Below are 15,912 nucleotides of genomic sequence, written 5' to 3'. Positions count from 1 at the left end.
AAAAATTATCTATTATTTTAGATTTTTGTTTATTGTGTTTTTGAATGAGATCACTTTTCTTATAACGAACAGCCCCCCAAACAGAACACTCCAAAATATAACACTATTGTGTTGCAAATTCATGTGCTTGTTTTAAAGAAACATTTCTCAGTGTGCGCTTGAGCCTATTTCATACGATTGCTTGTGAAATGATATAAAGTACCCCTTATGAATGGTATAAAATCCATACTACCATTGTTAATAAAGGTATAAGTATTTATTAAAGATATAAGCCGGCATTATCATTCTATTTTCCAGCTTCTCATGTTGCCGACAATCTTTTCACTTGAAAATGTAGAGGTATTTTTATTGCTTATCTTAAGAGTTTTTATGCATACACCAATATCTCTTATGACGTATAACAAGTGCTTTTGATTAATTCATCATAAATATAAAGAAAATTTGCAATAAGTAAATTACATCTTATCTTTTATTTAAGATGTAAAGTAATAAATTATGATTATAAATCAAAGTATTAAAATGCAGGTCAAAAGATATTTTTTGTAAAAATGTTTATCAGAGTTATATGTCATATTTTTCTATTTAGGCGGTTAAAAGAAAGAGGAATGTCATTTTACTTTTCATCTGTTTTTTTGCATATTGAAATCATAGCCTTATATAAGCACTAACGTTGTGCATTTATAAACTCTTCAAGAAGTTAAGGTATTGGAGGAATATCACTTTAGTTTCGGATGTAGAAAAAACAGCAAAGCTTGCTTTAAAGCAATCTACAACAGTAAAAAAGTTTGATAATAAATCTTCTCTTATTTTTTCAATGTTTTTCTTTTATGCTGAGTGTATCTATAATTTGCAGCATAATTATAATTGTCAGCCTAGCCTGTTGTATCATAAAAGACCGACATTTGAGGTGCGGTAATGTAAGGCATGTAAGTCTTTTTGACAAAGTATTTTGAAAGCACGTGGTGAATATTTAAGGTAAGCCTTGTATAAGTGAATCACATAAGTTGTTATCAAGTGGAACGAACTCAATAAAAATCTGGATTGTTTACAGATCCGATTGGGTAGAATCTTTGTTCTTTAAGATGTGTGGAGAAAAAAATTGTCAGTGCAGGGATAAACACGGATAAAGGTTGTATTAATCCAGATTCATCATCATAATCTGGGGCAATTTTTTCAAACTTTGATGCTCTCTCTTTTAGGATTCGCAACATTTATGAATGTTTCAATACTTATTTGAGGAAGGGAAGGGGTTTTTGAAGTTTCATTGTTAAAGTCAATTGTATTCAACAAAATAGCGAGTAAAGTTTTCATCTAAATCCAAGAAGCTTATTTCCAATAAACCATAAATTCTTTGCCAATTCTTGATTGCAGTAATACTTTTTCTGGTAACAAACCTTTTTTATAAATGGAGCATTACCTTCTATCCATTTTTATTTCAAATCTTATTTAAGGATCTAGAAATTAGGAGGTATATTTTTAAACTGGATATTATGAAGTTTTTTATAAAACCCATGTTCTTTTGCTAGCAATTCTTTCTGAGTACCTTGTTCAATCAGTTGTCCATTTTGTATGACCACAATTTTATGAGCACGAGCAATCGTTGAAAGGCGATGAGCAATAATGATCGTTGTGCGTCCTTTGGTAAGGTGTTGAATGGCTTCATTAATTTGTGCTTCGGTGTGTGAATCTAGCGCACTCGTTGCTTCATCAAGAATCAGAATTTCGCTATCGTGAATCATTGCTCTAGCGATAGCGAGCCGTTGTTTTTGCCCCCCTGAAAGGTTACAGCCATTATCACCTATCTGTGTATCATAACCATTTGGCAAACTCATAATAAAGTCATGAGCATTTGCTGCTTTTGCTGCTTCGATAATTTCGTCATCACTAGCCCCTTCTTTTCCAAGTCCGATATTATATTTAACAGTTCCTTGAAAGAGAAAAGTATCCTGTCCTACATAGGCCATCAGGTTTCTCAGAGAGCGAAATGTTGTGTAGCGAATATCTTGATCATTAATCAATATGCGTCCTTTTGTGGGGTCATAGAGGCGCATAATAAGGTTGATAAGGGTTGACTTTCCCGAACCGGATGGTCCCACCAATGCTGTCATTTTTCCGGCTTCTATTTCTAGGTTGATATCTTTCAATATCATTTTGTTATTAGTGTATGCAAAAGAAACATGTTCGAAACGAATAGTTCCCTGCGTTTTACTCAGATCTTTAGCTTCTTTATGTTCTATAACTGTAAGGGGACAATCGAGTATTTCAAACATCGTACGGATATTGACCAAGCCAGATTCAATTTTGACACGTACATTTGCTAGCCTTTTTGCGGGTTCATACGCTAAAAGTAAAGCAACAATAAAGGACATAAATTCACCTTGAACACCTGCGCGTTGGGTTGCAAGATAACCGGAAAAACAAATAATACCTGCAATGGCAACACCCGTGAGTGTTTCCATAATCGGATTGGTAATAGCTTCGAGTGTTGCAATATTGTTTGTTTGTTTTTCAACATCACAAATGGCTTTGTCCATTCGTTTTTTCATGACTTCTTCTAGTGAAAAGGCCTTTATGATTCGAATACCAACAGCCGTTTCCTGTACGATTTTGATAATTTCACCAAGTGAAAGGAGCTCTTTTTCCATTAGGCGGCGAACGCGTTTTAAAGCCATTCGAACGCCTAAAAAAGCTAGTGGTCCTACGATTAAAGTAATGGAGATTAACACAAAGTTTTGAATGAACATGACAAGCAACAGACCACTAACGGAAAGCAAATCACGTACAAAAGTTGTGATAATAGTATCAATTATATTACGTACAGCTGTCGCATTATGAGTTACACGAACAAGAAGATCAGATGAAGTGTTATTATGATAAAAAGAAACTCCTTGTTCCATAAGTCGTGCAAAAATTTTACGCTGTTGTTCAGCAATGATACTATTGCCTGCTTTGTTCAGAAAATAAGTTTGGGAAAAAGTTGCGACTCCTTTGAGAATAAAGATAAAAGCAATGAAGCTAGAAATCAAAACAATCATAGGAAAATTTTGTGCATCAATAATCTGATTAACAACATCACGCATAATCCATGCACTGGTTGCCGTGGTACAAGAAATGATGATCATTGAGAAAATAGCTGCACTGTACCAACGCATATGTTTACGAAAATTTTCTCGCAAAAGGCGGATAATAAGATGTTTATCAAAAGAGGAAATTTGTTTTTTAGCCATGAAGTGCTTCCATATTCTCTCATTATTTTATGCAAGATTGAAACATTCTTAATTAAAAAGCCTCTTAATCTTTTTTACAAAAATAGCCTTTTCTTTCAAGGTTCATCATATCAATTTCACGACGGCGAGAGTGAAAAATGTAGTGCAAAGTTTCTGTGAAAGGTATAACGAAAATTCGTTGTTCATCATTATTTTTGATTTTCAATAAAAGGCAACGGCGAGTTTCACCATCGTATTTACCAATTTCCATATTGTGATAGCCTTTGGCACTTGAAATAGCTCACAAAAAACATTTCTGCTTTTTTAATAATTTTTATGTATCATCTCCGTTTGTGATGTGTAAGCAAACAATTTTGCCGCATTGCATGATAAGAGAGCTTGAAATAAGAAGACCTTATGATGTTTGAGCTTTCTCATTTAATATGCAAAATAACGAATTCTTCTTATAAATCGATAAAGCATTATTAAACTCTTAAAAGGATTTATACACATTTATAAAACCTTAAAAGCACCACAAAAACTCCATGTGGTGCTTCTAAATAATACTATACGCATCATTTTGATGAGTTGCATGCAAATATTATTCCAATGCAAAACTATTTAGGTGCTATCACCATCATCATTTGCCGGCCTTCAAGCTTTGGCTCCAATTCGATTTTGGCAATTTCACTTGTATCTTCTTTCACACGCTGAAGAAGCTTTAATCCAAGATCTTGGTGAGCCATCTCACGACCACGAAAACGCAAAGTAATTTTTACTTTATCACCGTGATCAATAAAGCGATGAACAGCCTTGAGTTTGACTCCATAATCATGGACATCAACATTTGGGCGCATCTTAATCTCTTTGATTTCGATAACTTTTTGCTTCTTACGTGTTTCAGCAGCTTTTTTTTGGGTTTGATACTTTAATTTGCCCAAATCGATGATTTTACATACGGGTGGCTCCGCATTTGGTACAATTTCAACCAAATCAAGCCCCGCATCTGCAGCCATAGCAAGAGCTTCTTGTATCGCAACAACCCCCTGATGTTGTCCCTCATCATTGATAAGCTGAACATGAGGTACTCGGATATCCTGATTTGAACGTGGTCCGTCTTTTTGGGTAGGTGTTATTTTAAACGGTTTACGAATGGTTTATGCTCCTTAATTTTGATTCAACTACAGTTAATTTAATATACAATTATGCACCTAAAAACAACTATAATTCGTGTCTTTTTCATTATTTGATTTATTACTTTTTGGAATGATTTAGATTATAAAAGTTTTTCTCTTAATTTAAAGGAATTGTTTTATGGAGGATAAAGAATCATGGATCAAAATATTCCTTGTCAGTTTTTTTCGTTTGAGAACACCGCACTTGCAGTACGTTATCGCAAAGGCAGCCATTCTCCAGGTTTAGTTTGGCTTCATGGCTATCTGTCCGATATGTCAGGGGATAAGGCGATGTTGGTTGATAGTTTTGCTCAGAAGAATGATTTGTCCTGCTTACGTTTTGATTACTCTGGACATGGAGAATCTGAAGGTGATTTTTTTCAAGGAACGATTTCACGCTGGGTTAAAGAAAGTTTAGCGGTTTTTGAAAATTATTGTGAGGGGCCACAAATTTTGATTGGCACCTCTATGGGCGGGTGGATTGCGCTAAAGCTTGCTATGATGCTAGCACAGAAAAATAAGAAGCTTGCTGGCATGGTCTTGATTGCGCCAGCACCTGATTTTACACAAACATTGGTGGAACCAAAATTAGGCCCAGAAGAATGGAAGATTTTGGAGGAAAAAGGCTATATTGAACGACCTGCAGTTGATGATACAGAGCCAATGCCCTTTACAAAAACATTGATTGAAGATGGACGCGAAAATTGTGTTATGAAAGGATGCATTGATGTTGGGTGTCCAGTCCATATTCTACAAGGGATGGAAGATGAAGATATTCCCTATCAGCATACATTGACTTTACTTGATCATTTACCTCTCCATGATGTAACATTGACACTTGTTCGTGATGCAGATCATCGCTTTTCTCGTCCGCAAGATTTAGATTGTCTTGAGACAGTATTGAGATCTTTTATTAATCAGATTAATGCACAATAAGGGGTACATTTATTGATGAAGATAAAAATATATGAGCATTTCTAAACAGCATTTTATTTTTTCTGATCGCTCTGTACCTGTACGGGTGCGGGAAAATAAGTGCGCGCGCCGTCTTACCTTACGTATTGATGCGAGCGGACAGAGGATTTGTGTAACAACACCACCAGCGATAAGTCTCTGTACGGTTCAAAGTTTTATTGAAAAGCATCGGTCTTGGATTGAGGCACGTCTTGCTCGTGTACAAATCTCTCATGAAAATGCTTATCTCAAAGAGGGGGCAACGATTCCTTTATTGGGTGTTTGCCATTCCATAAAGCATAGAGAAGGACGTGGGGTGACGGAAATTATTGCAGGAGATGCAGAACAAGAACCTCAAATTATCGTTTATGGTCAATTAGAATATTTGCCAAGGCGTGTTGCTGACGTTTTGAAAAAACAAGCAGCACGTATTATAACACCTTTGGTGGCACATTATGCCCATAAAGTAGAGCGTAAAGTCAAATCAATTTGTTATAAAGATACGAGAAGTCGTTGGGGGTCTTGTTCAATAGATAAGCGTCTTTCTTTTTCTTGGCGCCTTGTTATGGCACCAAAAGAAGTTGTGGAATATGTTGTTGCTCATGAGGTTGCTCATCTTGTTGAAATGAATCACGGTCCAAGATTTTGGGCTCTTTGTGAAGAACTATGTCCTGATAGTAAAACGTATCGTGCTTGGTTGAAGGAAAATGCTCATAGATTGCAAGCAATTAATTTTGATTCATATAATTTAAAGGCGTAAAAAACTTTCCAATGAAGGCAATATTTAACGGAACTTTTTGTTGAGTGTTTTGTTGTGTGTGTACTTGCTCATGCATAATGAGGAAGTCATTGAAGCTCTCAGCACGATTGTTCTCCCCTGCTTGGTTTGCTGAGTGTCTTCAATGTTTTTGCTTTATCTTTTTTGTAATTCAGCGTAATAACTTTAAGTTTCGATAACTTATAAAAAATGGGAAGGGGAGCTTATGCCTGTTCTTACAGATCCACTTCAGCTATTACAGAGACTTATCCGTTGTCCTTCTGTTACACCTCATGAAGCAGGGGCTTTATCAACTTTGGAACAATTTTTGAAAAAAATGGGATTTCATGTTGAGCGCCCTATTTTTACGGATAAAAATACAGATAATGTTGAAAATCTTTATGCAAAAATGGGAAATGAAGGACCCCATCTTATGTTTGCAGGTCATACAGATGTCGTACCACCAGGCGCATTGGATGAATGGACCTATTCACCTTTTGAAGCTGTCATAGATCAGGGGAAATTATATGGGCGGGGTGCTGTTGATATGAAGGGCGGTATCGCTTGTTTTATTGCGGCGCTAGCGCGAGTTCTTGAGAAACGGTCCATTAAAGGAATGGTAAGTTTTTTGATTACCGGTGATGAAGAGGGACCTGCTGTTAATGGTACCGTCAAACTTCTCAAATGGGCAGAAAAAAAAGGCGAAAAATGGACTGCGGCTCTTGTAGGGGAACCAACAAGTGTAAAAACTGTTGGGGATGTCATCAAAATTGGTCGCCGCGGATCGATTTCTGGTATCATTACCGTGAGAGGTCGCCAAGGTCATGTTGCTTTTCCAGAGCGGGCTGCTAATCCCTTGCCTTTAGCAAGTAAGCTTATTCAAGCATTGACACAAACTGCTTTAGATAAAGGGACAGAGGATTTTCAACCCAGTAATTTAGAGCTAACAAGCATCGATACCGGTAATTTAGCGGTCAATGTTACCCCAGCGCAGACAACAGTTCATTTTAATATACGCTACAATGATCTTTGGACAAAAGAAACACTGATGGAGGAAATTAAAAAGCGTCTTGCTTTGGTGCAATCAAAAAACAATGGTGACCAATATCCCTCTTATCAGCTTGAATGGATTCCAAGTTTAGGGGATGTTTTTTTGACCAAAAATGATAAACTCATTCAAACTTTATCCAATGCTATTAAAAGTGTGACAGGGAATATACCAGAATGTTCCACTTCTGGTGGTACTTCAGATGCGCGATTTATTAAGGATTATTGCCCAGTGGTTGAATTTGGCTTACCAGGGCAAACGATGCATATGGTAGATGAGTGTGTAGCCCTTGATGCAGTGGAAACGCTTACTACTATTTATGAGCGTTTTATTGTTGATTTTTTTGCATGAAGAAATGATTGCTGGTTCAAAAATACCTTTATCTTGTTGTGCCATAAGATATTGCCATTTGAGGTGTGGTAATATGAGGCACGTAAGACTTAATATATTAAGTGGGTTTAGAATAAGTGATGAATATTCTTAAGTTGTGATTTTTGCCTGTAGAGTCTTTCGTTAAGTGAATTACATAACTGGAAAGCCAAGCGGGACCTGCTTTAAGAAGCAGAACTGTTTACAGACCATATTAGGTTAAAAATATTCGTTCTTTAAGTGTAGAAAGGAAGTCAATACGCAATCATATATGGAAAATAATGAATATTATATCATCATTGTGTGATGATAGGTTGAAGCCATAAAGACACACAAAAACATGCTGCTATTGTACAAAATTCGCACAACATAAATATGCTCATTCACAGCTCATGCCTTAATATGGTTTCTGCACTCTCATAAAAGATACTTCTTGTTTCAATTAGCCTCTCTTAGAGTAAAGCCCATAGAAATGCGCTTTAAGTTTGTTTTATTTCATATATTTTCCCCTTCTTTTTTTCCCTAAAAACTTCCATTGAAAAATCATTACGAGATAGAAAGTGAGCTTATTTAATCAGCTTTAATATTGGTTATGATAAAGATACACAGAAATTCTTTTGTAGCAGCACGTTGACTTCTTCAGCCAAGGATTGTCCTAGTATTATTCTCAATTTTTTAATAAAATAACTTTAAAGGACGCGTACAGACACTCATAAGTATGTATGCAAGTAAGATCATATGGGATTAATATCGTTTCGCTCGCTAACAAAGCAATTCCGATTCATATCTGGTATATTTGCCATTTGAGTGCATTATTTGTTTAATAAAGCTCATGATTTTGCTGTGATCTATAAATCAATACCGATCATACAGCCGCGTATCTCAAATAAATATTGGTTCAGTATTTTTTACGACAACAGCTTTTATATGCCAGAATAGGATAAAAGTATGGTATATATCTATTTTTTGTAATCTCTGAAACAGACATACAACCACAACTTGATTGAGGGAAAATATAAAGGTATAAAGGTGAAAATCAGTGTGCTTTTTTACTCTCCTTTTTTATTCGGTTTTACGGTTTTCAAACTTATCTAGAGTAATATCTTTTTAAATAATTAGAGATTGATACATGGTTTCATGCTCATTTCTCTGGTTCTTTAAATGGTGCCACGATTTCATAAAGAACAATATATTATCGTATTATGTATTCACATACTTGTTTTAAAGAAATTTTCTCAATGTTTGTCACATTCGTGCCACTACGGTGCTTATGAATAGTGTAATATAAAATTTTCCGTGAAGTGTATAAAGTCTACAGTGCCTCACCATCTTTACGTTTATGAAAAAAAAGTTAGACCACCACACACTTTCTAGCTCAAAATATTGCGATAGCTTTTAGCACTTAAGAGTGTTCATAAGAGTTCTTTTTACTTCTTTTTTATAGCTTTTATCCATACACTTCTCTACTTTTAAGGTGTAAGCAAATGGTGGTAACTAATTTACTATAAATAGTTTTGAGATTAGAGTATCTCACGATACTCTAATCTCGCCTTTTCTATGAAAAATGATGATTATGATTAAAATAAGTATGTTGTTATAAAAACTTTAGTTTGCGAGTTGGCTGATGATGTGATCAAGAACAATACGTCCTTTGGTTGTCGCTTTTAAGCGTTGGTTATCCACCATTTCTATCAATTCTTGGTGTTGTAAATCGATCAGTTTTTCCATTGGGATGCGTTTAGGGCTTAAGGTTTCATAGCGTATAAGTTCTAAGCCTTCGCTAAGGCGTAATCCCATAAGGAGCATTTCATTTGCCTGTTGTTCAGTGGTTAAATGTTCCGTTTCAATACAGCCATGTCCTGTTTTTTCTACCAAATTAAGCCACTGTTCGGGATGCTTTTCATTTATTGTGACATAACGTTCGCGGTTTTCAAGGTGTGATGACAATGTTTTTGAACAGGCAGAGGAATGATTCGGTGCGTGCTCAATGAAACGTCCATGTGCTCCTGGACCAAAGCCTGCATATTGGTGATAACGCCAGTAAAGAAGATTGTGTGCTGATTCAGCACCGGGTATTGCGTGGTTTGAGATTTCATAGGCAGGAAGTCCATGCAGTGCTGTTATTTCTTGGGTAAGATTATACAGATCTGCTGCTAGCTCTGATGGGGGAAGAATAAGTCTTCCTGCATCATGAAGCCGTTTAAAGGCAGTTCCTTCTTCGATTGTCAATTGATAAAGAGAAAGATGGTCCGCTGCCAAATCAATTGCTTGTACGAGTTCAGATTTCCATTGTTCAAGGGTTTGTTCGGGGCGGGCATAAATGAGATCAAAGGATAAACGTGGAAAAATTTGCCGTGCTAAATCAATGGCACAAAGAGCTTGTTCCACATTATGGAGTCGACCAAGTTTGCGCAATGCTTTATCATTGAGCGCTTGTATCCCTAGAGATAAGCGGTTAACACCTGCTGCACGGTATCCACGAAAGCGCTCTGCCTCCACACTGGATGGATTAGCTTCTAATGTAATTTCAACGTTATCATTAACTACCCATTTTTTTGCAAGTGCTTGCAATAGGGCATCGACAGTTTGCGGCTCCATAAGAGAAGGAGTTCCTCCACCAATAAAAATACTTGTAATATGGCGTGGGCCTATTTTGTGGTATTGCGTTTCTATTTCGCGCTTAAAGGCGGTGACAAAACGTGGTTGATCAACACCATGGATGCGAACATGCGAATTAAAGTCACAATAAGGACATTTAGCTGCACAAAAGGGCCAATGAATGTAAATGCCAAAAGGTTCATTCATGAGAATGCTAAAAGGTTTTCTGCCAAAAGTTTGAAAGCACGTGCGCGATGTGAAAGAGGGGGAATATCATTACATTTCCAGTTGTGTTTTTGCTCTGTTGACATTTCTCCAAAGGTATTTTCATATCCATCTGGTAAAAAAATAGGATCAAAACCAAAGCCTTTGTCTCCCCGTGGAGGCCAAATGAATGTTCCTTCAACGCATCCGCGGAAGTAATCTGCATGAGCATCAGGCCATGCAATGCAAATGATGGATATAAAACGGCATTTTCGTTGGCTTTTTTCTCGCGCTCCGACTTTTTGGAGTTCATTTTCTATTTTTTTCATAGCTTTTGGAAAATTACGTGTGCCATCGGCTTGAATTGCCCAATCAGCGGTATAAACGCCTGGCGCACCCTCCAATGCATCTACCTCTAAGCCTGAATCATCAGAAAGGGCAGGAAGTCCTGTCTTTTTTGCTGCTGAAAAAGCCTTAATATAAGCATTTTCTTCAAATGTTTTTCCCGTTTCTTTTGGTTCTGGCAAGCCCAGTTCTTTTGCCGATTGTATTATTAAACCGAAAGGCGTAATTAAAGTAGTGATTTCATGCAATTTGCCGGTGTTATGTGTAGCAATGACAAGTTTTTTATCTGCTATGCTTCTCATATAGATTTCTCCAAAAATGAAAGGGGAACTATTTTTGTGCTAAAAACCAGCTTAAATACTCATATACACACATTCTGCTTAATTTTACATGATATGATTATTTTACACGTTTTATGATATTTTATTCCAATAAAATTTTTTATCTTGTATAAAGATAACCTTGCAAAGATATGAAGGACATGTCTTTTTTATAATAGCATTTTTATGGTAAATTTCCAATTTCCGGCTTGCTCTAAAGGGTGAAATTTTTTATTTACAGCGGTTTTTAAACAATCCAGATTCTCTTGGAAAGTCTCTACAGTAGACCACTTTATAGATCAACTCTTAATCTTAAATATTTTTCACATACTCTAACAAAAAATACCTCCTGCGTAATTTATCAATCATCACTCTGAAAGCTAGAATTTTACGGTTCAATAGGATAATATGTTCTTATACTACTTTAGACTATTTGACCAAACCTTGGCAAAACTTATATAAGAGATGAGGATTTTAAAAGTAGTGAAACAATTGTGATGAAGCACAAAACTATTGATAATGAACTAAAATATCTTGATGAACGTTCGCGTGATATTTTTCGCCATATTGTTGAGGCTTATCTTAATGATGGTGAGCCTGTAGGGTCACGCAATCTTTCGCGGCTTTTACGACAGACATTATCACCTGCGACGATTCGCAATGTGATGAGTGATCTTGAACATCTCGGTTTGATTTATGCACCACATGTTTCTGCGGGTCGAATGCCGACACAATCAGGTTTACGCTTTTTTGTAGATGCATTTATGGAAGCGGGTGATTTGCCAAACGAAGAGCGAGAAAATATTGAAATGCAAGTCAAAGAGGCTGGTCATGCACAATCGGTTGAACATTTTCTTGTTCAAGCAAGCCGAGTTCTTTCAGATCTTTCACGTGGGGCAGGGCTTGTTTTAGCAACAAAACAAGAAGGAACATTGAAACATATTGAATTTGTGCGCCTTGATAGGGAGCACGCTCTTGCCGTTTTGGTGACTCAACAAGGTGAAGTTGAAAATCGTATTGTTCATTTGCCAGAGGGGGTTACCCATGCACAATTGACGGAAGCAACGAATTTTCTCAATGCCCATATCCAAGGGCGTACATTGAGTGAAGCTAAAGGGGAAATTGCCCGCTTATGCGCAGAAACACAGGCTGCACTTGATGATTTATCGCATCATCTTGTTGAAACGGGATTAGCTCTTTGGGGAGGAGAAGGCGCTGATCATAAAATACACCTCATTGTTCGCGGGCGCAGCAATTTACTTGAAGATGTGAAAGCAGAAGAAGATTTAGAACGGTTACGCCATTTGTTTGATGATCTTGAAACGCGTGAGAGTATGGCACAGCTTCTCGATTTAACGGATGAAGGTTCTGGAGTTCGAATTTTTATTGGTTCAGAAAATAAGTTATTTTCACTTTCTGGTTCTTCTTTAGTTGTAGCACCTTATCGTGATTCACAACAAAGAGTCATTGGTGCTTTGGGCGTTATTGGTCCTACAAGGCTTAATTATGCAAGGATTGTACCCATGGTTGATTATACAGCTCAACTTGTGTCACAGTTATTGCGTTAAAACGATGCAGGTAAGTATTTGTACTATAGAAGCTCATTGTATTATATACATCGATACCCCTTGATTTTTGTCTGTAGAATTTCGATATCGAGAATAACGAATCTTATGAAGGAATAAAATTTTTATGTCTGATGAAAAAAACAAATTTACTGACGCTTCATTTGAAAATTGTGATTTAAAAAATCCAGCTGATCGTAATACACTTAAACAGGCAGCCGATGAATTTTTAAAAACACATAAAACAGAGGAACACGAAGACGTTGAAAAAGAAAGCAATGAGGTTAGTGATCTTTTAGCGTCTTTGCAGGATGAAAATAAAGAACTGAAAGATCAGCTTTTACGTCTTGTTGCAGATATGGAAAATCTTCGACGCCGTACTATGCGAGATGTGGCGGATGCAAAGGCTTATTCCATTGCTAATTTTGCACGGGATATGTTATCGGTTTCTGACAATCTCAATCGTGCTTTGGAAGCTATTCCAGAAGGGGCGCGGGAAAGTGATGCTGGTTTGAAATCATTGGCAGAAGGCGTTGAAATGACCGAACGTGCCATGATGGCAGCATTAGAACGTCATGGGGTGCAAAAAATTCATCCAGAAGGGCAAAAATTTGATCCTCACTTTCATCAAGCGATGTTTGAAATTCCTAATGCCGATGTTCCAGATAACACTGTTCAACAAGTTGTTCAGGCAGGTTATATTATCGGGGAAAGGGTGTTACGTCCAGCTATAGTGGGTGTAGCCAAAGGAGGAGCAAAAGAAGCTTCTGTTGAAGCTGATTCTGCTTAAAACACATCAATAATAAATCTCCAACATAAAATGCAGTATTCCCTGCAATTACACATATATGAGGTCTTTTCTCAAAGAGTTTTTAAAGGGTGTTATAAACACCCTTTTATCTTTGAAGTGACCAACTTCCTTTTATAAGATACACGGACTCACTTGAGGGAGATGACGATGAAAATAAAACAAAGTGATCGACCTCAAAAGGAGGGATAAAAAAATCATCTTGAAAAGATAGATAAGAAGAAAGATCTTCAAGATTGATATCAAATATTCGTGCAAGAGTAATATGCGGAATAAATTGTCTTTCATCAGGCTTTAACTCTAATTTATTCCGGATATATTGCATCTTTTCATGTAAAAGATTAAGCTTTTCACAAGGTTCAATGCGAACCACAAGAGAATGGGGAGCATTTTCTGAACCAAAAACTTCAAAACCATCTATTTGTAGCATAAAAGGAGAGAGCTTTATTGTATCAAAGGCGTGCATAAGTGCATCTGCGGTAGCACTTTCAACTTCACCGAAAAAAGATAAGGTGACGTGAAAATTTTGCGGGTTGATCCATTGCGCTTTTGGTAAGCCATTTTGCAACGATACAAGTTGTTGTGTTGTTTGTTGAGGAATCTGAAGGGCACTAAATAGACGACCCATAATATTATCTCCTTATAATGAAAGATGCTATTCCAAACACAATATAGATAATAAAGGCGAGGCATGTACCATAGAAAATAAGGCAATAGTATTGAAAAAGAATGTCTAAAAAATGCTTACTATAATTATGAGCGTACAAAGCTTATTCGTTTAAAAAAATGGCTATGATATCGATAAGAATTGCGTTTTCATGAGCTGTATCACAATGATGTGCAATGGAAGATTCCTTGTGTATTATAAAGACTACAAATTTAGCAGAAAATAAGAAAAGTTGATAGATTTTTGATGTGCTAAATTATTTTGACATCTATCTTTAGCTTAAAATAAAGCATATTCTAATACAAGGTGAAGAGTTCTCTTTTTCTGTAAAGATTTAATTATACGATTAAGTCGGGTAATAGCCGTAATACGCAAAACTATTCAAATTGATCAAATAATGTTAGGAAAGGAAGGAAAAACTCCAGTATAATAAAATTACTATAAGCTTTTACATTTATGATAATTATGCCAATCCATAATGGATATGAATATTGGTATAAAAGTGGGAAGAGAAATTAAAATTCAAAATAATGATGGAAAGTTCCTATTTTCTAAGAATCATCATCCTTATTTATGGTGAGAAAGCGCTAGTTTTCTTCTCCAAAGTTGTTATTGATAAGCTTTTCAAGAGCATTAAGAGCATCTGTTGCTTCTGGTCCTGAAACACGAATGGTGAGGTTACAACCGGATGAAGCCGCTAACATCATAAGTCCCATAATTGATGATCCACCAACGATTTTTCCATCCTTTTCAACTTCAACAGTAACATTAAAATTGTCAACGGTTTGTACAAATTTTGCAGAAGCACGTGCATGCAAGCCACGTTTATTACAGATATTGAAATGACGACTTATACATGGGAGGGTATCTTTGGAAAACATTGGTATTTTATTATCCGCTATAAAATCATACTTGGTACATTAATATATTTACGCCCTGCTTCTTGTGCTATTCTTAACGCGTCTGATAATGAAATATCAGGACATTTGCGAATAGAAATCAGTTTAATAAGCATGGGCAAATTAACACCCGCAATCATTTCAACGCGTCCTTTTTCAATAGCAGGAATAGCTATATTCGATGGTGTTCCACCGAACACATCTGTTAATATGATGACGCCATGATCCGTATTTGTATCGGTTACTGCGGCTATAACATCACCTCGGCGCTGATCTATATCGTCATCGGGATAAACGCATATTGTTGCGAACTTTTCTTGTACTCCAACAACATGTTCCACGGCATGTAAAAATTCGACAGCCAGCTCACCGTGCGTTACAAGCACGAGTCCAATCATTTACGCAAACTCCTGTTAACTAATAAGATCCGACCATATTGGTGGGAAACACATTTTACAAGGCTTTGTCTTGCTGCCAAGAAAAATTTGCAAAAAAAAGGCAAAAATTGTGATTTTTTATCTTTAGAAAAAAATTAGACAGATTTTTGCCATATTTTTCTAAACAAAAATGCTTCAATAGCTTGACAAATGGCTGTACAATCGGCTTCACGAAGAGAGGGAAGTTTTAAAAGAGGAATGTGCAAATCTTCAAATTGGAAAGTTTTATTTGTGGAAAAACGTTCATATTCCGGACCGAGAAAAATAACACAATCGATAGTTGTGTGCTTTTCAAATTCTATCATATAAAGACCAACGCCACGAATCTCGATACCGCCCTCTAAATTATCAGGAGTGTATCCGTGAAGCTTTCCATTTTCCGCACGCAACATTGTATAATCATCACTAATAAGCTTCGCTTCACGTTTTGACCACTCAGCACGGTCGAGCAAAGAAAGGGTAATGGTTGATTTTCCTGATCCCGATGGGCCTATAATTAACAGGCCCTTGCCGCCCAATTGAAGGCAATTTGCGTGGAGTATTTCACATTTTGTTTTCAT

Annotated in this window: 14 protein-coding genes; 5 read left to right on the top strand and 9 right to left on the bottom strand. The window is 36.5% G+C overall.

Translation table 11 applies throughout. The features are described from left to right. Positions 1-1,454: 1,454 nt before the first annotated feature. The 3 genes from U736_RS0100575 to infC all read right to left on the bottom strand — a co-directional run bounded on the left by U736_RS0100575 (position 1,455) and on the right by infC (position 4,342). On the bottom strand, positions 1,455-3,227 hold the full coding sequence (locus tag U736_RS0100575; RefSeq protein WP_012754474.1) for an ABC transporter ATP-binding protein: 1,773 nt from the start codon (positions 3,225-3,227) through the stop codon (positions 1,455-1,457). Between the two features lie 64 nt (positions 3,228-3,291). After that, a complete protein-coding gene (locus U736_RS0100570; protein WP_026500141.1) occupies positions 3,292-3,477 on the bottom strand; it encodes a hypothetical protein in 186 nt (61 codons plus the stop codon). Between the two features lie 346 nt (positions 3,478-3,823). After that, a complete protein-coding gene (infC, locus tag U736_RS0100565; protein ID WP_026500140.1) occupies positions 3,824-4,342 on the bottom strand; it encodes a translation initiation factor IF-3 in 519 nt (172 codons plus the stop codon). 195 nt (positions 4,343-4,537) lie between these two features. On the opposite strand from infC, the gene U736_RS0100560 reads away from it, so the two are divergent. The 3 genes from U736_RS0100560 (at position 4,538) to dapE (ending at position 7,491) form a co-directional block, all read left to right on the top strand. After that, positions 4,538-5,317: an alpha/beta hydrolase gene (locus U736_RS0100560; RefSeq protein WP_012754475.1), complete on the top strand. Its 780-nt coding sequence runs from the start codon at positions 4,538-4,540 to the stop codon at positions 5,315-5,317. Between the two features lie 31 nt (positions 5,318-5,348). Continuing rightward, positions 5,349-6,095: a M48 family metallopeptidase gene (locus U736_RS0100555; protein ID WP_012754476.1), complete on the top strand. Its 747-nt coding sequence runs from the start codon at positions 5,349-5,351 to the stop codon at positions 6,093-6,095. A 223-nt stretch (positions 6,096-6,318) separates the two neighbouring features. Beyond that, positions 6,319-7,491: a succinyl-diaminopimelate desuccinylase gene (dapE, locus tag U736_RS0100550; protein ID WP_026500139.1), complete on the top strand. Its 1,173-nt coding sequence runs from the start codon at positions 6,319-6,321 to the stop codon at positions 7,489-7,491. A gap of 1,623 nt (positions 7,492-9,114) precedes the next feature. On the opposite strand, the gene hemW is transcribed toward dapE, so the two are convergent. Together hemW and rdgB are read right to left on the bottom strand one after the other, a co-directional pair. Next, positions 9,115-10,314 (bottom strand): radical SAM family heme chaperone HemW, encoded by a 1,200-nt coding sequence (gene hemW, locus U736_RS0100545; RefSeq protein ID WP_012754478.1) that lies wholly within the window; start codon positions 10,312-10,314, stop codon positions 9,115-9,117. Beyond that, complete coding sequence (gene rdgB / locus U736_RS0100540) at positions 10,311-10,958, bottom strand: RdgB/HAM1 family non-canonical purine NTP pyrophosphatase (RefSeq protein WP_012754479.1); 648 nt, start codon at positions 10,956-10,958, stop codon at positions 10,311-10,313. The genes hemW and rdgB overlap by 4 nt, the downstream gene beginning before the upstream one ends. Before the next feature lie 515 nt (positions 10,959-11,473). Here rdgB and hrcA point away from each other — a divergent pair. Next, positions 11,474-12,544, top strand: coding sequence for a heat-inducible transcriptional repressor HrcA (gene hrcA / locus U736_RS0100535; RefSeq protein ID WP_012754480.1), 1,071 nt, complete (start codon positions 11,474-11,476; stop codon positions 12,542-12,544). Between the two features lie 124 nt (positions 12,545-12,668). After that, the gene (grpE, locus tag U736_RS0100530) at positions 12,669-13,331 is read left to right on the top strand and encodes a nucleotide exchange factor GrpE (protein WP_012754481.1); all 663 of its coding nucleotides are present in this window, start codon (positions 12,669-12,671) and stop codon (positions 13,329-13,331) included. A 106-nt stretch (positions 13,332-13,437) separates the two neighbouring features. Here the strand turns inward: grpE and thpR are convergent, their stop codons facing one another. The 4 genes from thpR to U736_RS0100510 all read right to left on the bottom strand — a co-directional run bounded on the left by thpR (position 13,438) and on the right by U736_RS0100510 (position 15,912). After that, positions 13,438-13,977 (bottom strand): RNA 2',3'-cyclic phosphodiesterase, encoded by a 540-nt coding sequence (thpR, locus tag U736_RS0100525; RefSeq protein WP_026500138.1) that lies wholly within the window; start codon positions 13,975-13,977, stop codon positions 13,438-13,440. 626 nt (positions 13,978-14,603) lie between these two features. Further along, positions 14,604-14,897, bottom strand: coding sequence for an HPr family phosphocarrier protein (locus tag U736_RS0100520; protein ID WP_012754483.1), 294 nt, complete (start codon positions 14,895-14,897; stop codon positions 14,604-14,606). A 17-nt stretch (positions 14,898-14,914) separates the two neighbouring features. Next, positions 14,915-15,313 (bottom strand): PTS sugar transporter subunit IIA, encoded by a 399-nt coding sequence (locus tag U736_RS0100515; RefSeq protein WP_012754484.1) that lies wholly within the window; start codon positions 15,311-15,313, stop codon positions 14,915-14,917. Positions 15,314-15,447: 134 nt separating this feature from the next. Further along, positions 15,448-15,912, bottom strand: coding sequence for an HPr kinase/phosphatase C-terminal domain-containing protein (locus U736_RS0100510; RefSeq protein WP_012754485.1), 465 nt, complete (start codon positions 15,910-15,912; stop codon positions 15,448-15,450).

The sequence above is a fragment of the Bartonella grahamii ATCC 700132 genome, from assembly GCF_000518085.1.
GTDB classification, from domain to species: Bacteria; Pseudomonadota; Alphaproteobacteria; order Rhizobiales; family Rhizobiaceae; genus Bartonella; species Bartonella grahamii.
This window is presented reverse-complemented; position numbering and strand designations above follow the sequence as displayed.